At 60.9% G+C, this 20021-nt stretch carries 18 protein-coding genes; 15 read left to right on the top strand and 3 right to left on the bottom strand.

Features of this window, described 5'->3' with window-relative positions; all coding sequences use genetic code 11:
• The first annotated feature begins 116 nt into the window (after window positions 1-116).
• The 9 genes from ACRQEG_RS05685 to ACRQEG_RS05645 all read left to right on the top strand — a co-directional run bounded on the left by ACRQEG_RS05685 (window position 117) and on the right by ACRQEG_RS05645 (window position 5365).
• Window positions 117-191: a 50S ribosomal protein bL37 gene (locus tag ACRQEG_RS05685; protein WP_096334972.1), complete on the top strand. Its 75-nt coding sequence runs from the start codon at window positions 117-119 to the stop codon at window positions 189-191.
• 620 nt (window positions 192-811) lie between these two features.
• Window positions 812-1384: an MIT C-terminal domain-containing protein gene (locus tag ACRQEG_RS05680; RefSeq protein ID WP_274732410.1), complete on the top strand. Its 573-nt coding sequence runs from the start codon at window positions 812-814 to the stop codon at window positions 1382-1384.
• A 254-nt stretch (window positions 1385-1638) separates the two neighbouring features.
• Window positions 1639-1989, top strand: coding sequence for a PadR family transcriptional regulator (locus tag ACRQEG_RS05675; protein ID WP_274732411.1), 351 nt, complete (start codon window positions 1639-1641; stop codon window positions 1987-1989).
• Window positions 1976-2773: a DUF5808 domain-containing protein gene (locus ACRQEG_RS05670; protein ID WP_274732412.1), complete on the top strand. Its 798-nt coding sequence runs from the start codon at window positions 1976-1978 to the stop codon at window positions 2771-2773. The genes ACRQEG_RS05675 and ACRQEG_RS05670 overlap by 14 nt, the downstream gene beginning before the upstream one ends.
• Before the next feature lie 2 nt (window positions 2774-2775).
• Entirely contained in the window at window positions 2776-3177 is a 402-nt protein-coding gene (locus ACRQEG_RS05665) for a hypothetical protein (protein WP_274732413.1), read from the top strand.
• On the top strand, window positions 3170-4021 hold the full coding sequence (locus ACRQEG_RS05660; protein WP_274778304.1) for an ABC transporter ATP-binding protein: 852 nt from the start codon (window positions 3170-3172) through the stop codon (window positions 4019-4021). The genes ACRQEG_RS05665 and ACRQEG_RS05660 overlap by 8 nt, the downstream gene beginning before the upstream one ends.
• The gene (locus ACRQEG_RS05655) at window positions 4018-4812 is read left to right on the top strand and encodes a hypothetical protein (protein ID WP_274778303.1); all 795 of its coding nucleotides are present in this window, start codon (window positions 4018-4020) and stop codon (window positions 4810-4812) included. Before ACRQEG_RS05660 ends, ACRQEG_RS05655 begins: the two co-directional genes overlap by 4 nt.
• A gap of 53 nt (window positions 4813-4865) precedes the next feature.
• Window positions 4866-5102 carry a type II toxin-antitoxin system Phd/YefM family antitoxin gene (locus ACRQEG_RS05650; protein WP_274732416.1) on the top strand — a complete coding sequence of 79 codons (237 nt, stop codon included), beginning with the start codon at window positions 4866-4868 and terminating at the stop codon, window positions 5100-5102.
• Window positions 5096-5365 carry a Txe/YoeB family addiction module toxin gene (locus ACRQEG_RS05645; RefSeq protein ID WP_274732417.1) on the top strand — a complete coding sequence of 90 codons (270 nt, stop codon included), beginning with the start codon at window positions 5096-5098 and terminating at the stop codon, window positions 5363-5365. Before ACRQEG_RS05650 ends, ACRQEG_RS05645 begins: the two co-directional genes overlap by 7 nt.
• A gap of 144 nt (window positions 5366-5509) precedes the next feature.
• On the opposite strand, the gene ACRQEG_RS05640 is transcribed toward ACRQEG_RS05645, so the two are convergent.
• Together ACRQEG_RS05640 and ACRQEG_RS05635 are read right to left on the bottom strand one after the other, a co-directional pair.
• Complete coding sequence (locus tag ACRQEG_RS05640) at window positions 5510-8812, bottom strand: AAA domain-containing protein (RefSeq protein ID WP_435733808.1); 3303 nt, start codon at window positions 8810-8812, stop codon at window positions 5510-5512.
• Window positions 8813-8849: 37 nt separating this feature from the next.
• Complete coding sequence (locus ACRQEG_RS05635; protein WP_435733807.1) at window positions 8850-11846, bottom strand: DUF4011 domain-containing protein; 2997 nt, start codon at window positions 11844-11846, stop codon at window positions 8850-8852.
• A gap of 325 nt (window positions 11847-12171) precedes the next feature.
• Between ACRQEG_RS05635 and ACRQEG_RS05630 the strand changes: the two genes are divergently transcribed.
• On the top strand, window positions 12172-12957 hold the full coding sequence (locus ACRQEG_RS05630) for an L-threonylcarbamoyladenylate synthase (protein ID WP_274732419.1): 786 nt from the start codon (window positions 12172-12174) through the stop codon (window positions 12955-12957).
• Here the strand turns inward: ACRQEG_RS05630 and ACRQEG_RS05625 are convergent.
• A complete protein-coding gene (locus ACRQEG_RS05625; RefSeq protein ID WP_274732420.1) occupies window positions 12954-13544 on the bottom strand; it encodes a GDSL-type esterase/lipase family protein in 591 nt (196 codons plus the stop codon). The two genes, ACRQEG_RS05630 and ACRQEG_RS05625, sit on opposite strands and share 4 nt — an antisense overlap.
• Before the next feature lie 203 nt (window positions 13545-13747).
• Here ACRQEG_RS05625 and ACRQEG_RS05620 point away from each other — a divergent pair, with 203 nt between their 5' ends.
• The 5 genes from ACRQEG_RS05620 (at window position 13748) to ACRQEG_RS05600 (ending at window position 19806) form a co-directional block, all read left to right on the top strand.
• The gene (locus ACRQEG_RS05620; protein ID WP_435733806.1) at window positions 13748-15049 is read left to right on the top strand and encodes a hemolysin family protein; all 1302 of its coding nucleotides are present in this window, start codon (window positions 13748-13750) and stop codon (window positions 15047-15049) included.
• The gene (locus tag ACRQEG_RS05615; RefSeq protein WP_320757582.1) at window positions 15042-16067 is read left to right on the top strand and encodes a hemolysin family protein; all 1026 of its coding nucleotides are present in this window, start codon (window positions 15042-15044) and stop codon (window positions 16065-16067) included. The genes ACRQEG_RS05620 and ACRQEG_RS05615 overlap by 8 nt, the downstream gene beginning before the upstream one ends.
• Window positions 16068-16482: 415 nt before the next feature.
• The gene (locus tag ACRQEG_RS05610) at window positions 16483-17814 is read left to right on the top strand and encodes a M23 family metallopeptidase (protein WP_320757581.1); all 1332 of its coding nucleotides are present in this window, start codon (window positions 16483-16485) and stop codon (window positions 17812-17814) included.
• Entirely contained in the window at window positions 17814-18677 is an 864-nt protein-coding gene (locus ACRQEG_RS05605; protein ID WP_274735312.1) for a glycerophosphodiester phosphodiesterase family protein, read from the top strand. Before ACRQEG_RS05610 ends, ACRQEG_RS05605 begins: the two co-directional genes overlap by 1 nt.
• 184 nt (window positions 18678-18861) lie before the next feature.
• Window positions 18862-19806: a zinc-binding dehydrogenase gene (locus ACRQEG_RS05600; RefSeq protein WP_320757580.1), complete on the top strand. Its 945-nt coding sequence runs from the start codon at window positions 18862-18864 to the stop codon at window positions 19804-19806.
• Window positions 19807-20021: the final 215 nt, after the last annotated feature.

The following is a 20021-nucleotide window of genomic DNA, read 5'->3' as shown; positions in this document are numbered from 1 at the left end:
CCGTTTCGGGTAGTTTCGCCACATTGTGCCGGTTTTATTTACCAGACCGGCCGCCCTTGGTAAGCTAATGTGGTTGCTCGTTTACGAGCTGAGAAAACGTGACGTGAGGAGAGAACATGAGCCAGCGTGGTCGTAAGCGCAAGGATCGCCGCAAGAAGAAGGCGAACCACGGCAAGCGCCCCAATTCCTAAAGTGGGGTGCTCGCTGTTGCGAGAAGCGTAGAGGGCCCGGTTTCCGGGCCCTTTATTTTTTTGTACGACGGCGCCGCTAGTTGGCGGGGTGGGTCTCGACGGGGTACGCCGCCGCTCGACTCAATCCAAGACCTCATCTCAATATCTCAATAATCCCAATAGTCACATTAGTACCAGCGGGGAGGGGGCGTGTTTTCATAGCTGTACTGCGATTGTTTTACAGGTGCAGTACACCTCGGAAAACACCCCCGAGCCGGCGGGGTATATCCATCTGGCGAATGCCGCGGGTGGGCGGTTGCACTTTGCCTGGCTGACAAAATGTACGTGGGTGACCATTTTCCTTTGATTTTCTGTCGTGGGCGTACACTCTGTGGCCCTTAATGCTCAGGATGTACATTCTGTAGGTCTTGAGTTTGCGAGGGCGTTTCCGCTAGCGGGTTCTGGTCTGACTGGTCGGTTAACAGACAGGCCAGTGTGAATGTCACTATGCAGAAAGTATGCGGCGACGAAGGTGTGGCTCGCGCGGTGCTTTGCGAGTAGAACGAGTAGAAGTTGCGGGCCGCGGGGTGGGATCAGCCACCCCTGCCGAGAACGGCTGGCCGGTCATCTATATTTTCCTTATGGGGAAACGTGTATTGGAAACTAGTGGTGACCACGGCGTGCAGGGATCTTTGCATCGATACGGGTCTGGTCGGCACAGTGTCGCGTTTCCGGGCTACCGCATCTTCGACGAGGGGCAAACCGGTGTTACCTTCGATTTGCTATTTGCCTCCTATCTGCGGGGATGTACGGATGTTGAATTACATGACCCATTCATCAGCTATTCGTATCAGGGACGTAACCTCGTTGAGTTCATGGCGGTTGTGGCCCTGGTGAAAAATCCCGAAAAGCGATGCCGCTTTCGGTTGTTCACACTGAGGGCGAAGAAAGATGAGCATCACGAACTTCAGGTTCGGATGCTCGATAAGATCACGGAAAATGCCGCTGAGCAGGGTATTGACCTCGATGTGATTTTCGATTCGCGTGCGCATGACCGCTGGTTGCGTGCCGATACGGGATGGCTCATCTTCTTAGGCCGCGGCCTCGATATCTACCACAACTTCGAGGGTGGCCACTATGCCTTCCCTACCTCGCGTCAAGAATTCCGAAAGGTTCGGGGTTTTAGCATCGCCTATTCCCTGGATAAAAAGTAAAAGGAACCGGTAATGGGGGGGCTAGGCCCCAAACTCATCCGTGGGTAGAGGATCAGCCCACACCGAGGAACCTCGGGCGGGCTGAACTATTGGCCCGATAGTAGCGGAGAAACTGCTGGATTTCTCATATCCTGAAAACTCGCCGCGCTACTGTGCCATCCCTACTACTATGTGATGCATACAAGCGGTGTGAATGTGCAGACGGAAACGGACCAAGCTAGCACCTGCGCCGCAGTGACTGAAAGGGGGAAGTGGTGGCTGATTCCCAGCTTCGTAAAGGCGTGCTTGAACTTATCGTGCTCGCCTCGCTTTCCAGAGCGCCGGCTTACGGCGGGGCGCTGCTCCAGCGCCTGGAAAACGCGGGTGTGGCGGTATCGGCCGGCACCCTCTACCCGCTTCTCAACCGCCTCAAGAAGGCTGGCCACCTGGCCATTCACTGGGAGGAATCCCCGGCCGGGCCCCCGCGCAAGATCTACACGATCACCGCGGCTGGCCGAACCTACGGGGAAAGCCTCGCTGGCGAATGGCGCCATCTTGCCGCCGTCGTCACATCCCATCTCACCGCCCTCACAACCGACCGAGGTGATAACAATGCCGGAGCCTAGCTCGCCCACTACTCCCACGCCTACCGCAACTCCCACTGATTCCACAGTTCCCACGGTCTTCGGGATCCCCGCCTCCCTGGAAGCCCTGCGTTGCCGCGAGGCTCGCTCGCGCTGGTTCGAACCGGAAAATCCCCGGATTTTTGTGCCGCGCAGCTTCGGGATTGGCTGGGATATTAATATGGGGGCGCTCGCGGTACGCCTGGGAATAATCCGCCCGGATGATTCCCTGCCCGACCTTGAGGGCTATATTCCGCTCCGCACCCGCCGCGCTTTCACCTTCGCGCCTGCTCTGGGCGGACTCCTCGCCGTGGGAGCGGCTACTCTGGTGGCTCGCCGCCACCGGCTCCTGCCTTCCGGTTTTCATGCCAACCTGCGCCCGCGCAACATAGTTCCGGCGCCGCAGGCCGTGGCGCCCGCAGCGCTCCTCGGAGTTGCTGGCACGGCACTCGCCGCCTGGAGCAATCGCGAACGCGTGGATGTTGCGGCTACCGCGCTCGCGGTCGGATTGCAATCCACGGCGATCCTCTCGGTTGCGGCACAGGATCGCAGTGCCAGCCACCGCCCGGCCTCAGCATCCCTCCTGGCCGGATGCACTGCGGTGGCACTTCCCGCTGTGGCAGCTGGCGTCGTCGTCGCTACGACGCGCGGAGCACTGCGGAATCTGGACCGTGTGCTCAAACGTAAGCACCCGGAAAATCCTGCCGAAAACGAGGCGAGTGCCGCAAGCGCCGCCACTACCGCACACGGCACCAAGCGCTCATCCGATACGAAAGGAACTGAGTAACCATGGAAGATTTTCTTGCTTTGCCCCTGCCGGCGCAGATCGCCCTGGGAATCGTGGCACTTATTCAACTCGCCCTGCTGATCACCAGCCTGGTGCTGCTCTCACGGTGGCCGGAACGGCAGCTCGCCGGAGTGCCGCGCCTGGGCTGGGTGGTGATTGTTCTACTCGGCTCGCTGGTGGGCACGTTGCTGTTCCTCTTTATGTACGCGCGGGCGCGCACGGCACTGGCGCAGCGGCGGGCCTGGGAAAAACAGCGTGCTGCCGGAGCTGGAACGCACACGGCCGGAACTCAAACGGCTGGAACGCACACGGCCGCGGCGTTGGGAACAACGCAAGGCGCGGCGCAAGCGCCCGCAACACAAGCCGCCAGCGCGAGCGAAACGGTGCGTGAGCTTTATGGATAAAACGTACGCGGTTCACACCGAAAATCTCAGTAAAAATTTTGGGGGACTCGCGGCCCTCACGAATGTCAATGTGCACGTGCCCGAGGGCTCGGTTTACGGGTTGATCGGCGGAAACGGCGCCGGGAAAACTACCACAATTAAAATTCTGCTGGGGCTTATCGCCGCCAGTTCCGGCACGGCGCGGGTGCTCGGGCGTGAGCGGGGGACGCTGCCGGCCGCCCCGGTGCCCGGCGTCGCCTATCTTCCGGACGTGCCCAGCTTGCCGGGGTGGATGAGCGCGCCGCAGGCCCTCGAATTCTTCGGTGAGCTTTCTGGGGTAGAACGCGCGATTGCCCGGCGCCGCGCCGCCAATCTGCTGGAGCTGGTGGGCTTGACCCGCGCCCCGGGGAATATCGGCGGATTTTCCCGCGGCATGACGCAGCGCCTGGGCATCGCCTTGGCCCTGGTGGGTGCCCCGCGGCTCCTGGTGCTGGACGAACCGACGAGCGCCCTCGACCCGCTGGGGCGCGCGGATGTGCTCAATATTATTCGCGAGCTTTCCGGGCACACCACGGTGCTTCTCACCTCGCATCTGCTCGCGGATGTGCAGCAGGTGTGTGACCACGTGGGGATGTTGCACGAGGGCACCCTTCTTGCCGAAGGCCCCCTCGATGAGGTGCTCGCTCTTTATCGGCCCGAACGCGCCACGGTGCAGGTGAGCGTGGAGCGCGCGAATACCGCGGCGGCCCGTACCGCCATCGCGGCGGCGTGCGAGGCCGCGGGTGTGGAAGCGCGCCTGGAAGTCGCCCTGCCCTCGCTTCAGCATGTGTACGAGTACCTCTCGCGCGGAAAGGTAAGCCAATGAATTCTGCGGAAATTCGTACCGGAAACCGCGCGGTGCTGCGGTACGACCTGCGCAGGCTGGCGCGGGTGCCCAGCACGTGGGTGGTACTCGGCCTGGCGCTGCTGCTCGCGGTTATCTCCCCGCTGACGGCGCTTTACGCCCCGGATATTATTGCTGCGCTGGCCGGGCCTGATACCGCGGCCGCACTCGGCGCGGCCATGCCCGAGCCGACCTGGATCCAGGCGCACGCGCAATGGGTGAAAAACCTCCACCAGATTTTCGGGATCCTTTTTGTGATGCTCGGCGCCTACCAGATTGTTACCGGGCTGCTCGGTGGCACGGTGGTTGTGATCGTCACGCGTTCGGTGAGCCGCGCGGCAGTTTTCGCCGGGAAAATGCTGAGCACGGTTCTGTTGGTGGCGGCGGTGGCCTTCGGCGGGAGCGCGGTGGCCGGCATCCTCACCCGTATTCTTTTCGACGACGGCGCCGTGTGGGCGCTCCTAGGAGCCGCGGCGCTCTGGCTGCTCGCGATTATTTTCCTGCTTTCCGTGGTGGTGCTGGACGCGGTGGCGACGGGAAATATGTTGGCCAGCGCCGGTATCGGTTTCGTTGCCTACCTCGTGCTGGCTTTCGGCGGCATGTGGGAGGCGGGCGCGCGCTATAGCCCGCTCGGTTTGAATGATGCGGTGGGTGCCGTGGCGAGTGGCGCTGCGGTCCAGGGGCTGTGGTGGATAGTAACGACGACGGCGCTCGCTACCGGCGTGCTCCTCTGGCTAGCCCTGCGCCTCTACCGGCGCCGCCCGCTCGGGTAAGCGGGAGGGAAGTGCCTCTAGAGAGTTCGTACGGAATGGCGTACGCTACCGGTATGAACGTTATAACCACGACCGCGGCTAGAGCGAATCTGTATCGTCTTATCGATGAAGTAAATGAGGAAAGTACGCCGGTCACTATTTCCGGACAACGCCATAACGCTGTCCTGGTTGGGGAAGATGACTGGCGTGCTATTCAAGAAACCTTGTATTTGTCGAAGATTCCCGGTTTCGTTGAGTCGGTAAAGGAGGCTCGGCGTGAGGGCGGCACGAGTGAGGCTCTCGATTGGTAGAGGCGTGGTCGTTAGAATTCTCTCGTCAGGCTCGAAGGGACGCGAAACTTCTCTCTCAAAGCGGCCTTAAAATCAAAGCCGCCAAGTTGCTCGAAATCTTAACGCGCGATCCCTTTGAGACACCGCCGCGATACGAGAAGCTTATTGGTGAACTTTCGGGATGCTTTTCGCGAAGGATCAATATTCAGCATCGCCTTGTTTACGAAGTGGATGAAGAACGTAGGTGTGTCACGATTCTAAGGATGTGGACGCACTACGAGTAAATCTGGCAAGTGTTAGGAAACCCCAGTTTCACTGCATCGGTGAGCCAAGCCCGTCGCGCGGGCGGGGCAAGCGGTTCGCTTGAGCAGTAAAACTAGGCCGCGCTTTAAACAAGGTACGTGCGGATGTCGAATTATTTGCGCTTATTACTGGCGCTTTCCGTACAAAAGCAGCGCTTCGCTCACCCGAGCCTGGGAATCCGGGCTGAGCCGCAAAAGGCTAAATTCTTTGAGAATACGGCGCACGAAATCCTCATCAGGGAATTGGCCCCACTGGTATTCTCCGGGATACTTTTCCACCAATACGCGCGCCATATTATAAATTTCGCGCAGCGGAATCTCACTGAGAATCCGGCCAGGATAGGGCCGGTAGTAATGCCAATTCTCCGGGTAGACATCCTCAGGCCATACGAATTCTTGGCCCTCGGAATCATCAACGAAAATCTGATCCTGAGGGATGAACGTATCGAGTATTTTGTTAACCTTCTCGGAAGTCCGTTGCCGCCCGAACCTCTTAACAATCGCTACCCGCAAGGACTGCAAAGGAAGTGGTGCACTCTCTTCGATCATCTCCCGCACAGCTTCGCGTACTTCGGCTGTTCGCGCGGTAGACATGGGGAATTCCAGCTCCTCCCGACTCCCCAAGGGCGACGTGTCCGGGAGGGTTAGAGGTGCTGGGCATGGCGGAATATCCGCGCCCCAGTCATCAACGCTCGCGCTTGTTTGACGGGCGGATTTTCCGGGTTGCGTGCCGTGTTTTTCCCACGCCTCCCCAAAACGCCAGCGTTCCTCAGAAGTATCAGTGGGATTTTCCGGGGTGGCTGGTTTGAGAGCGACCCGAATTGTACTTCGCTTCGGTTGCGGGGCAGATTGCGGGGTTGGTTGCGGATCCTCCTGGGTGCCGCGTTGAGCTGGCTCAGCCGCACGTTTCGCTTTTGTGGGCGTGCTGCGCTGCATAGAAGGTACTTCGCGCCAGGTGAGGGCCGGTTCGACATCCGGGTCCTGGTGGGTGCGTACCGGGGCGCGGTTGGCACTTACCGGGTCGCGGCGGGTGAGGTCAGGCTTCGGAGTGAGTTCCCCATGTTGAGAGAGATCCTCGCAGGGCGCGGCATCGCTATCCGCGGCAGCCTCGCGGGTGAGTTTGGCTTTGCGGCCAGCCAGCTTTTTCGCGGCACGCTCCTGGCGTTTTTCTGCCTTCCGTTCCTCTTCCTGGTACCGTTCCCTGGCTGCGCGCGCCGAAGCATCAATGCGGTCAATAACCCCAGCCGCATCGCGACGCAGCTCCGGAAGCCACACTCGTTCCACCGCGAGCCAACCCATCATAGAGGTGAGAAGCTGCGGAGTGATGTCACGATCAGTCACGGTGGGGAGCGAACTCCATTTTTCGTCGTCAAACATGACAGCCAGAAGCCACACCTTGCTCCCCGGCTCGCGCACCACGATATCGAGGGTGTAGCTCGAGAGGCCGTAATCGCCCTCCACTTCCCAGCCGCGCTCACGCAGCTCGTGCATGAGTCGGTCACGGACCGGGTTGTCATTAATGCTCAGGGCGCGGGGAATTGCGGAGCTCCCTTCCGCATCCGTATCCGCTGGCGCGGCAGCAGCGCCGTCGTTGTGAGTGCGGGCGCGAGCCCGCAGCATATATTCACGCAAGTCCTGCATTCCGCGCGACCGGGTGCGATTGAGATCGATGTCTTCCGGATCAAACGAGGTGACCACCAGAACCTCACTGCGCGCGCGGGTAATGGCCACATTGAAACGGCGCTCACCGCCTTCGCGGCTGAGCGGCCCGAAATTGAGGGGGAGTGGTCCACCGGGCTCGCGCGGTGAAAATGCGGTTGAGAAAATAATGACATCGCGTTCGTCGCCCTGGACGTTCTCGAGGTTCTTCACGAAAAGTGGATCTTTTTCCTGTTCCATTGCGGCGCGGATAAGCGGATCGCGCGAGTCTTCAAGCAAGTCCAGGATAAGGTTGCGCTGCTGGATATTAAAGGTGACGACACCGATTGACTGGTGCGCTAACGCCGGAGAATTAAGGCGCCGGTGAATATCACGCACAATTTCTTCGGCCTCCACCCGATTGGTTCGGAACGTGGCACCGCGGCTGCGGTCGAATGTTCCATCCACACGCCGCATACTCACACCCGCGCCGCCGAAAAGTCCCGCGCTACCGGGTGACGGGAAACTGGAGAGTTTGCCTTCGTAATATGCCTCATTAGAGAAGGCGATCAGGGATTCATCCCGCGAGCGGTAGTGCCAGGACAGCCAGAGGCGCGGAAGGCCCGATTCAACGGCCTCAGAAAGAATAGACTCCAAATCGCTTACGACTGTCTCCACAAGCGGGCGATCTGGATCGTCGAGGTCCTCATCGTCGCCGCTGAAAGGACCGGTTTTCCCGAAACGAGTAGGCGGCATCTGCCGGCTGTCTCCGGAAATAATAACCGCTTTGGCACGGCCGATAGCACCCATTGCCTGATCAACGGTAATTTGGCTCGCTTCATCAAAAATGACGACGTCGAAAACTACGGCAGTGGGATCTACGAAAGTGGCGAGCGATGCCGGACTCGCAAAGAAACAGGGAGTGGCTTCTAGGATCTCCTCGGTGAATTCTTCAAGCAACGAGCGGAAGCTGCGCGCCCCGCGTTTGCGATCCAGGTTGCGCCGCAGAGTGCCTACTTTTCCGTGGAGTTCCCCGGGGCGGAAGGAACGACGCGCCATGAGAGTGGCCGGCAGTGCCTGGGTGGCTTCACCTTGAATGGTGGCGAACGCTTCCTGGAGACGTGCAAGATCCGAGCTATTTTGTTCCGATAGGGAAATATGACCGCTGAAGGAACGCATGCGTTCTTCGGCGCTGGTGGAGGCTACTCCACGGCGGAACGCGAGGGAGATATCGCGGTCTGGCACTTCACCCATTTCGATTTGGTGTTGGAATTCTTCCAGACCGTTGTCGCGCAAGATAGCGGTGGCGCGGCGCCACTCAACCGCGGCAGCTAGGGAATCTCGCCCGGCTGCTGACCAGCGCGGATACCATTCTTTAAAAACGCTCATCCACCGGTTCTCCGCGGGGAGCTGTAGATCGGCGGCATGCACCCAGGAATTCCAGCTGGCGCTGATCACCTCGAGCGCGGCGCGCACATCATCCATGTTGTTTGCGCGGCGAGTCAACTCAACCAAGGCGGGGAAGCGGGTAGATAGTTCCACAGAACGCTCGAGAGAGCTCGCGGCCTCCGCGAGAGCTGCCGGAGCGCTCGGGTCGCTGAGGGGAACGCTCACTCGCTGCCGGGCTCCTGGAATACTCTCTAATTCGGTCTCCAGATCCGCAACCGCGCGGCGCATATAGCTGAGCCGACCGAGCGCTGCTCGGACTGTATCGGGAGAGTGCTCTCCCTCGATATCTGGCTCTTTACCTGCGGGCAGCGCCGGGATGAGGGCCGAACGATAGGCAGCCAAGCGTTTCTTTTTCCCGAAGAAGCCGCCCTCCGCGAGATCATCGAGCGCGTGAGTGAGTGAGTGAGGAGGTCTCGCCGTACGCGAAGAATGTGGGAGAGAAAAGGTCGGTGAAAAACTTCAGTTCGGGAGCGAGCCGGGCAAGTTTATCGGCAACTGAGGCGATTTTCCACGTGGATGAGGCCAGATGCCGTGCTTCAGCCGGATCCAATAAAGGCGTTGTGCCATCGAGTGCTTTGCGCACGTCCGCAAGCGGAACACTCTCGAGGGTATCGACAATCTCCGGGTAGTGCTCGCAGTGCGCGGCCATGATCGCGAGCCCGTCAAAAGCGCGTATGAGCTCAGGGAGCGGGGCGTGATGAGGGCCTACCAGCCGCCAGGCGGACATAGCGGCCAGATCGGTACTGCGCGCTCGCACCGCGATATTGGGCAGAGCTTCGTCAATAGCAGCAATAGTCGCACGTGCATTCGGATCGGTGACACAGCGTTGCGGAACTACCGCTACCGCACCCTCGCCAAGATCGAGGGAGGCGGTGACAGCTGACCATAGCGAATGCCCGGCCGCATTCATTCCGTGCACGAGCGCCGGATAGGCCGCGAGAGGTTCTAAACGGGAGCGTAAGAGTGCGCGCGCATTATCCCAGCGGTGCATATCGTAATGAACACTCGCATCAATCGCGCCGCGCAATTGATCCCGAATCGCCTGCGGGCGCTGCTCTCCACCGTGTAAATCGAGAATAAAAGGTGCCAGGCCGATACGCTCCATACGTGTTTTAACGACGTCGAGCGCAGCCTGCTTCTCCGCTACGAACAGTATCCGTTTCCCCTGTTCTAGGAGATGGGCCAGAATATTCGTAATTGTTTGAGATTTCCCGGTTCCCGGAGGGCCTTCCACCACGAAGCTATATCCCTTGCCGGCAGCCGATACCACGCGCATCTGCGCGCCATCCGCGGGAATAGGAAGATTAAGCTCCGCCTCATTCGGGGTAATGTCCTCAATCGGTGGGAGGTCCCCCGGTTCCACAAAGCTTTCCCCGGGATGCAGCGTTAGGTGTTCAAACACCGGAGATTCCATAAAAATATCCCAGTGATCGCGCAGATCACGCCACATTCCGAACGTGGAGAACTTTGCGATCCCGAGGTACGCATCCCGGGTGACGGTAAAGGGAAGATTTTCGCGGACAAGGGCGGCAGAAATCTCACGGAGAACGTAGTCGATGTCGAGACCGGAGTCATCAAGCTTCGGTTCGGAAAGTGCGGTGATATGCACGCCGTGTTCCTGATGGAGCCATTCCACCAGAGAGTGGTTGGGGGTGGCCTCGGCACTGTTATCGGCTTGGATCGTGAAACGAGAACGGCCCGAACCGCCCCGTAGCCGTACCGGGAGCAGGAAAAGCGGTGCGCGGGCATCTTTTCCGTTTTTGCTCGTATAGCGCATCGTTCCGAGCATGAGGTAAAGATTGGCGGATCCCGTTTCTTCTGCAAGAGTTTTCGTGGTACGGGCCAAGTTTTTAAAGAAGTCGGCGTAACGGTAGTCCGTCACGTGCCCGAAAAGGATTCCACGTTCGCTCAATTCGGAGCTCACCTCAGAATCGGATAAATCACTGACATCCGTGGTTCCGCGTAGGAAACGATTATCGGAAAGATCATCCTGAGCTCGCATCGTAATACGATCCCCGCGCGAGATGCGATCGTCGATATCCGCCAGCATTCCGGCCCGGACCTCGAATTCAAGAACTTCCTTAGCCGGTTTGATATTGAGGAGTCGGTTGCGCAAGGTGAGATCCAATAGCTCGCGCTTCCAGCGCTGGACACGCGCGGGGGCCGGATCTGCTGTATCCAAGGTGAGATGATCCGCGGAGTCTTCCAGCCGCAATTGCTGTACTAGCTTTCCGGCAGCCCGAATATCAGCCGCGGGGGAGGACAACTGAGTGCTAGAAGTGGAGGTGTCTCCTGCGGTTGCGGTGTCCGGCAGCGCGGAGGCCGGCGGCGCTTGGGTGGGAAGCGGGCGCAGGCCGTCTCTATGGGATTCTGTCAGTCCGATGAGGGCAAGGACGGTACCGTCTGTGAGCTGTGCCTTGGTGCGGTTGAGATTATCGGAGAAGCTGAGTGAGGCATCGTAAAAAGTGGCATCTAAGGCAAGGACCGCACCGGAGCGTAAATAATTATTGATGGCGGCCGGTTCGGTAATAACCGGTTCGCGCAGACCATCCTCCGTGGTTGCAATGCCGACAAGGGCATGGCCCGGCACCAGGATAATAACCGGAAGAAGGCCGCATGCCTGCGCTAAAGCCGCATACGCGAGGACCAGGTCGATACAGGTCCCCGCTTGTGCGGTGAGAACTTCCTCAGTGGTGCGAATGCGCTGGCCGGTATTCTCGAAAGAGGCAGGCGGGGTGACGTAACGGATATCTTCAGCAGCTAAGACTGCGTAGACCGCGGACATAATCTGGAGAACCCGCTCGGTACCGGCCTGGTACCCCTGCACTGAGGCATCCCCGGTAGCCTCTTTGAGCAAATCAGAAACCTTGCGCACAAGCGCGGGAATTTGCGGTGCATTGGGCTGAGCGAAAGCTGCCAGGGACTCAAAATACGCCGGAGCGTGGAACCACTCATTCGGAGCGAGGATACGCAAACTGGTGCGGGCGCTTTCGGCCGTGCTACTTCCTTCGCACCGCAGGTGTGCCTCAAGGGTGCCCGGTTGTGATTCGGTAGCTTGTAACAGAGGATTATTCGGATCTAGGCGAGTCTGTTCAAGGAAACGAGGCGCTATCGCGGTAGTTTTTCCGGGGCGAAGTTCGGGGACGGGAACGGTGATGTCAAATAGTAGATTCGAGCCAATGCGGGCGGTGAGTTCCAGATGTGCGCATTCGCTCGCCTCGCTTTCTGAGCTATTGGAAACGAGGATATTTTTGACAACCGGAACCTGGTTATGGGCGAGTGCCCAGCCAGTTTTCCCGGCATAGGAGATCTCAACACGGAGGATTCCGGATTCCACAACAAGAACGTCGACTCCCTCAGATCCCACTCCGCTCATTCCCGCTAGTGCCTTTCCGTATGGTTTTCATTCGCCGTGTCCCCATTGGCAAACGGCAATATCCTCGACAGTCCACGTGCTATGTTACTCCGGATAGTCCCCGCACAGGCGGGTATTTTGATCCGCGGAACACTTCCCGAACGTCCAGAATGTGAACAAGATGTCTCAAAATCTGGAATTTACATTAGTCTCGAGAGCGCGCGGTTTCCCCGGCGCGGCACGCGCCGGGCGGCGTCGTACCGAAAAGAACGCGGCAAGGAACCTTGCGTGAACGTTTCGCGGAGAAACGCAAGCACCCACGGATGAGAGAAATAAGGAGGCCCGCGTGGCTGAAGGATATGTGCACTGGAATGGCGAACTGAATACGGAAGCCACCCAGCTACTTCGCGCGGGCGGCGCCATGTGCGTGCTCCCCACCAAGGTCGGCTATATTATCGCCACCACGGATTCGGCCGGGCTGGAACGGAAATTTGCGGTGAAGAATCGCAAGCGCAATAAGCCCGCCGTGGTGCTGTGCGGCTCTATGGAAGAACTGGAAACCCTGGCGCAGCTGACCCCGGAGATCCGCGATTTTTACCAGAAGAACTGGGATGCAGATATCCTCATGGGCTGCATCCTGCCGTGGCGGGCCGAGGCGGCTGAAAAATACATTCCCGAAGAAGGTGAAGCGCGTAACCTGGTGCGCGACGGGCGCGGAACCTCCTGCTTCGTGATCCGCTACGGCAAGGCCGCCGAGCAGATCGCCGCGGAGCTGTGGGAAAAAGATAAGAAGCTCGTTTTCGCCTCCTCAGCGAACCCCTCCGGGCGTGGGAACCGTGGCAAAGTGGAAGGGATAGGAACCGATATTGCCACCGAAGCGGACCTGGTGATCGAAGCCGATGATTACGTGACGTCCATCCAGCCTGATGCCTCCGAAGCTACGCGCTGGGAGCAGGGCGTTATGGTGTCCTTCGTTGATGCGGCGGGGAACCTTGTTCCCGAGCAGAACGGGCAGCGCATGGTCACCCCCGCGCCGGTGCTTATCCGCAAGGGTGTGTACCTGGATCGGATTCTCCAGCTGCTTTCGGAATCCTTCCTCAGCTGGGATTTCCGGCAGGGAGCGTACTACTAAAGAGCTTCGCGAATCCCGAGCCACTGGTTCCACCCGTGGTGGAGAACCAGCCAGGCCATGAGCCCGTAACCGGCCTGGCGGGGAGTGTAACCCCCGCTCAGGTCCATATCGGTATTCCACTGTTCGTGATCAACGAGTGGGCTGAAAGTATCAACGAAGGGGAAACGCCGTCGCTCCGTGACATCCCGGTAGGCATTGGACAAATTGAGCTGCACATCGCGGGGCAGATCCGGGCGCGGAGGCGGGCCTACCACGAAGGGGCGCATCCGCATCCGGTCCGCGGAATCCAGCAGATTTGCCAGGTGCAGGCGTGCCCGCGCCAGGGTGCCGCCGCGCTCCAGATCGTGACTGCCCAGCCCGATCACCAGGCGTGCTTCAATTTCCGGCCCGGTACGTAAAGCAACTTCCCGTTCCCAGCGCTCGGCCATCTCCGAAATGGTTTCACCGGGAACCGCCAAGGTGAGAGGGAGAAGCGGAGGATCGGTGAGAGTGCGTGCCATAACGCGGCCCGTCCACCCGAGCGCCCGCGCATCGCCGTACCCGGCCACCAACTCATCGCCTATGAAGATGACACGTAAAGAATCCACGGCTGCCTCCCTTGTTACTACGTAAATCCTACCGTGCTTGCCGCGGGGTCCGGTTACGTATGCGCGCGCCCGCGCGGCTCACCCACGCGGTTCTGCTCACGCACGCGCTTCGGCTCACGCCCGCGCTTCGGCTCACGCACTACGGCTCCCGCGCGGGAGGTGGGAATCGCTAGACTGCAAGAAGTACCTATCTTGGAGTTTATGTGACCAACGCTCTTCTCTTACTTCTTGGCATCCTCCTCACGCTGGGAACCGCGCTTTTCGTGGCCGCGGAATTCTCCCTGGTGGCCCTGGATCCGGCCGCGGTGGAATCGCGTGCTGCGGAGGACCCGGCTGCCGCCAGCGTGGCCGGACGCCTCCACCACCTCTCCCTTTTCCTGTCCGCGTGCCAGGTGGGCATTACCATCACCACGATCTTGCTCGGCTACGTGGCCCAGCAACCCCTCACGGAGATACTGACGGGCTGGCTCGGTGCGGCCGGGGTGGCACGTGCCGCGGCGGTTGCTATTGCCGCGGCCGCGGCCTTCCTCCTCGTCAATCTCTTCTCCATGCTCTTCGGGGAACTGGTGCCAAAAAATATGGCGCTGGCCGAACCGCTGCGCACGGCGGCCCGGGTGGGCGGCCCGTTGCACGCCTTCAGCGTGGTCTTCAAACCCGTGATCGTTTCCTTTAACGCCACCGCGAACTGGCTGCTGCGCCGCATGGGTGTGGAGCCGGCCGATGAAATCTCCGGGGCGCGCTCGGGTCCGGAACTGGGCGCTCTGGTGCGCCAATCCGCGGCGGCCGGCACCCTGGAGCCTTCCACCGCGCGCCTGCTCACCGCCTCCATTGGCGCGGGCGGGCTCACCGCCATCGATATTATGACCGACCGCGGCCGGGTGGAGTACCTGGAAGAAACAGCCTCGGCGGCGGATGTTATTACCGCGGCCCGCACCACCGGCTTCTCGCGTTTCCCCGTGGTGGGCGAGGGTGGCCTGGACGATATCCGCGGTTTCGCGCACCTGCGCCCCGCGGTGGCCATTCCCGCCGAGCGGCGCGCGGATGTGCCCGTTACGTCTTCCTCGGTGATGCGCGAAGCATTTGCGGTGCCCGAAACGATGGAATTGCCCGAGCTCCTGGTGGTGCTCCGGGATATCGGTGGCCAAACGGCCGTCGTCGTTGATGAATACGGCGGCACCTCCGGAATCGTGACGCTCGAGGACGCCGTGGAAGAAATCGTCGGCAATATTTCGGACGAACACGACCGCCGCGGCGGAGGCGCGCGCCGCACCGCACCGGGAACCTGGGTGGTGCCCGGATTGCTGCGCCCGGACGAAGCTTTCCGTATCTGCGGGGTGCGCCTGCCCGAAGACGGTCCCTACGAAACCCTCGGAGGGCTGATTATGGCCGAACTTGGCCGCATTCCCGTGGTGGGGGACACGGTGGAGGTCGACGACGCCCAGCTGACCGTGCGCGCTATGGACGAGCGGCGCGTGGAAACGGTGGAGGTGAAAATCCATGAGTAATACCCTCGCCCTTATTCTCACCGTGCTGCTGCTCGCCGGAAACGCTTATTTCGTGGCCTGCGAGTTTGCACTCACCGCCTCGCGGCCCTCTCGCCTGGAACCCCTGGCGGAAAATAATCCGCGCGCCGCGAAAACCCTGGCGGCCTCCCGCAACCTCAATGAAATGCTGGCCGCCTGCCAGCTCGGCGTAACCCTGTGCTCGGTGGCTCTCGGGGCGCTCGCGGAACCGGCGCTCGCGGCACTGCTGCTGGTACCACTGGCTGCTGTGGGTGCTGGGGCGGTTCTCGCCCACACCATCGCTTTTGTGCTGGTCCTGCTCCTGGTGACCGCCCTGCACGTGATCCTGGGAGAAATGGTGCCGAAGAACCTGGCGGTCACCCATCCCGAACGCCTCGGCATGCTTTTCGTGCCTTCGCTACTGATTTTTGATCGCATCTTCCGCCCGGTAACCGGATCCCTCAACTGGCTCGCGGTACATATCGTTTCCTGGATGGGTATGAAACCCAAAGACGAGGTCATCTCCGCTTTTACCGCCTCCGAAGTAGCGGCGATTGTGCACGCGTCCCAAGCGGCCGGGGTGCTCCAAGATACCCAGGGACTCATTACGGGGGCGCTGGAATTTTCCGAACATCAGGTGGGGGACACCATGCTGCCTCTCGATAGGGTGGTGACCTGCCCGCGCACCGCTACGCCCGCGCAGGTGGAACGGCTGGTGGCGGACCACGGGTATTCGCGTTTCCCGCTGGTCAGTGGCGGAAATATCGTCGGGTATATTCACGTGAAAGATATTCTCGACGCCGCCCAGCGCGAACTGCCCATTTCCGCCCGGTTGGTGCGCCCGGTGCGCAGCCTTGCCGCCAGTACGGGTGTGGAGGATGCCCTGCGGACTATGCAAACCTCGGGTACGCATATGGCCATCGTGGAAGATAACGGAAAGGTAACGGGTGTGATCTTCCTCGAAGACGTCATTGAAGACCTCGTCGGGGACGTGCGTGATTCCATGCAGCGCCGTTCCTAAAACCGCGAGATAGCGCCGATATAGTGGTGTGTCATGGGTGTGCTTCGGGAGCGGGATGGCGTGGTTAGCGTGCGGGGCACGACGGCTCATGTGGCGAAAACTCTTTGCCTTTCGAGCGCTGACCGTTATCATTTTGTAACAGTAATAGGCCGGTGGAATGACCGGTCTCAGGGCGGAAATAATAAGGGGAGCAGTGAGCGCGGCACACCACACCTCTCGCGGCGGGCGCAGGGCTGTCCGGGCGAGTGAGGCTCCGCAGGAGCGCGTTGGGAAACGCGCCGTGCGCAGCACCGCGGATGTGGGCGCGGAAAGCTCGCGGCCTGCAGGCTCGCACACGGCCCCGTCACACGCCGCGCGCGCATCACACGTAGCGCCTGCTGCGGATGCGATTCCCACGTCGCATGCCGTGTCTGCTTTGCCTGAAACTTCTGCCGGCCGTGCTCGCCGTGCCGCCATGTCGGTATCCCGCTCAACTTCCCGGGTGGTGGTTACCGCAGAAGATACTGACCGGGTGCGCACCCCCGGCAAACGGGCTGAAGCTTCGCGATCCCCGCGTCGCGGGCGTCGCGCCGCTCCCGTCGCCCCGGTCGCAACCGTAGAAACGGCCGCAACGGTAGCAACAGTCACAGCGCTCGCCCCGGTTGTCTCAACCTCAACACACGCACCGCTCGCACCGGTGCGTGAACTTCCCGCGCGCGGCAAACGGGCCTGCACCGCGGTACCCGCAGGCAGCAATTCAGATATCGCAGCGCTCCCCACCCCGGAACTGAAACCGCAGGTAGAAGTGGGGCGCGGGGCCGCTTTCGGCGTCGTTCTTCCTTCCTCTTTAACCCTCGCCGCCCGCGAGGCAGCTCCCGCCGTGGGAATCACCACCGATAGCGAGGGCACGGAAGTCCTCTCCGAATCGGATATCGACGCGGCGCTGCGTGCGGGTGAAGCCCGCGGGCGCGCGCACAACCGGGAACGTTCAGACCGCATCCTGGCCGGGGCTGCCGCGCAATGGGCGGTGGCGCGTTCCGTTTCCCCTTACCGAAATATTCTTATCGGAGCGGTGGCCTGCCTGGGCATGGTGCTTCCCGTCATGTCCACTTTGCAGGGGAATGCGGCGCAGGCCGCCAACCCGGCTTTTGTGGCACCCGTGGCGGAAGAATTCACCACCCCGGCCCAGCTCACCGGGGAAGTCGGCGCGATTCAGCGCGCCCAGGCCCGCACCGCGGCAGAAAATCCGCGCCGGGCCTGCCCGACTTCCGCCGGGGCCTCCGGCACCCGTGCCGCTTTTGATATCCCCACGGATCGCCTCATCGTTAAGCCGCTCCCCGAGGGTAGCTACCGCCTCACCTCGCCTTTCGGTACCCGCGTGGATCCGATTTCCGGTGAGGTGTCCTCCCACGCCGGGCAGGACTTCGGCGCTCCGGCCGGTACCCCGATCCATGCCATTGCCGACGGTGTGGTCAAGCACGCCGGCGAAGGCATCCAGGGTCGCTCCAATAATCTCATTATTATTGAGCACACCATTAACGGGGAAAAGTTCAGCTCCTGGTATATCCATATGTACGACGACGGAGTTTTCGTCAAGGCCGGTGACAAGGTCAAGGCCGGTGACGTGATCGGAGCGGTGGGTTCGAATGGCTATTCCACCGGCCCGCACCTTCACCTGGAGATTCACGCCGCCAATGACGAACTCCTCGACCCGCTGGCCTTCCTGGAAGAACGTCAAGCCCAGCCTCTCGAGGCGGATTGTAAGTAATGGGGCGACTCTACGATATTGATGGGCCGGCGCTCATCATCGCCCACCGCGGTGGCGGTAACGAATACCCGGAAAACTCCCTGCGCGCTTTTGATGCTGTTTACCGCGCGGGATTTCGGCATATCGAATCGGATGTGCATACCACCGCGGACGGGGTGGCGGTTATCCTCCACGATCCGCTCCTGGACCGCACCACGGACGGGGTCGGCCCGGTCAGTGCGCACACCTGGGCGGAAGTTGCGCAGGTCCGTAACGAAGCCGGGGAACGCCCGCCGCGCCTAGACGAAGTCCTCGACGCCTTCCCGGATGCTGTTTTTAATCTCGACGCGAAATCCGATGCGGCCGTGGAACCGCTGGTGGCGGCGGTGCGGCGCACCGGGGCTGCCAGGCGGGTTTGCCTGGCAAGTTTCTCCCAACCTCGCGTGGAGCGTATGCGTAGTCAGCTCCCGGGAGCCACATTTTCACTGGGCCGTTCCGCGGTGGCCTGGCTCATGGCTCTCTCCCGCTTGCCCGGGGTGCAGGGGGTGCGCATCGCCAAATTCCCCGGCTCGCAGCGCGGCTTCCAGGCCGTTCAGGTGCCGGTTGATATCGCGCTGCCCCGCCCGCGCTCGCTACCCCGCCCTCTTTCACGCTTGCGCCGCCGCGAGGGCGAGGACGGCAAGCTCGGGCGCCCGGTTCCCGTGCTCACCGCTCGTTTTGTGCAGCTCGCTCACGCGCAGGGTCTGGCGGTACACGCCTGGACAATTAATTCGGCCGCGGAGGCGGAGAGACTCCTTGACCTGGGTGTTGATGGCATTATTACCGACGAACCGAGCACTATGCGCAATTATTTCGACCGCTCGCAGTACTCGGTGCGGATTTAAACCCCGGTAGCGGGAGGGGAGCGCGGCAGGTAGCGGCGGCGTCGTACCATCTCCCGACCGCGCTCGCACCTCACGCTCTCAGCGCAACCACCGCGCAAATAGTGACGAAACAAACAAGAAATGCTAGGCTTAAAGTCCCTTGCGGTGCATCGAAGCGCCGCACCGCCACATAAAAGGAGTTGTGATGAAGGCTTGGCAATTTACCAATACCCATGAACCTCTTGTTCTCAATGAGGTTCCTGAACCCACGGCCGGTCCGGGCGAAGTAGTTCTGGAGATGAAGGCGGCCGGTATTTGCCACTCGGATGTTGGTCTGCTCACGGACGAGGGCTGGCTATCTATGCTCGCCAAACGGCCCATCACCATCGGGCATGAAAATTCGGGCGTTGTGGCCGAAGTGGGCGAGGGCGTCACCGAATACCGGGTCGGGGACCGCGTGGGTGTGTGCCCCACCACCGCGGCCGGTGCCCCGGGCTACAGTTTCGATGGCGGTTTCGCTCCAAAAATGGCGGTTCCGGCCGAAGCGCTTGTCCCGCTTCCGGACGGGGTTGATTTTGTTCTGGGCGCCGCGGCAACCGATGCCGGAATGACGTCCCACGCGGCGGTTGTGACCCAGGGTGGCCTGCAGAAGGGCCAAACCGTGGGAATTATTGGCCTGGGTGGGCTCGGGCAGATCGGTGCGCGGGTGGCGGTCCTCGCCGGCGCGGATGTGTACGTGGCTGAAATTAACGAAAAGGTGTGGCCGCTGGCCGAAAAGATCGGCGCCAAGGGCGTAAAAGGGAGTATCAAGGACTTCTCGGATATTACCTTTGATCTCATCGTAGACTTTGCCGGTTTCGGCACCACCACCGCGGACGCCGTGGATATTATCCGCCGTGATGGCACCGTGGTGGTTGTGGGAATGGGCAAGCTAGAATCCCTTATTTCCACGAAGAGTCTCATCCTCAACCAGTGCCGCCTCATCGGCTCCAACGGCGGTACCAAGGCGGATATTGCCGGGATTTACGAGTTCATGGCCACCGGGAAACTTACCCCGCAGGTCACCACCATCCCCTTCGAGGAGATTCCCGAGGGTATCGAGAAACTCAAGAACCACGAGGTTGTGGGGCGCCTGGTTGTTGAGTATTAAGTAGCGGTGGCGTGTTGCGCCCGCGCGCGTTGCGGAACGACGGGGCGCTTGCGGAACGACGGCGCAGCTAGGGCCACCAGCGTAGCGCGATGGGCCCGCATATCTTTCGATACGCGGGCCCAGGGCTAATAGACAAATGGGGGTGCGGACGGTTTCCTAGAGATTTTTAAGGAGAACGTTCAATGAGTAAGCGTACGTATACGAGCGAGCAGATC

The organism is Actinotignum stranguriae, assembly GCF_051265215.1.
GTDB lineage: Bacteria > Actinomycetota > Actinomycetes > Actinomycetales > Actinomycetaceae > Actinotignum > Actinotignum schaalii_C.
The sequence above is the reverse complement of the archived record's forward strand: the minus strand, read 5'-3'. Positions and strand labels throughout refer to the sequence as shown.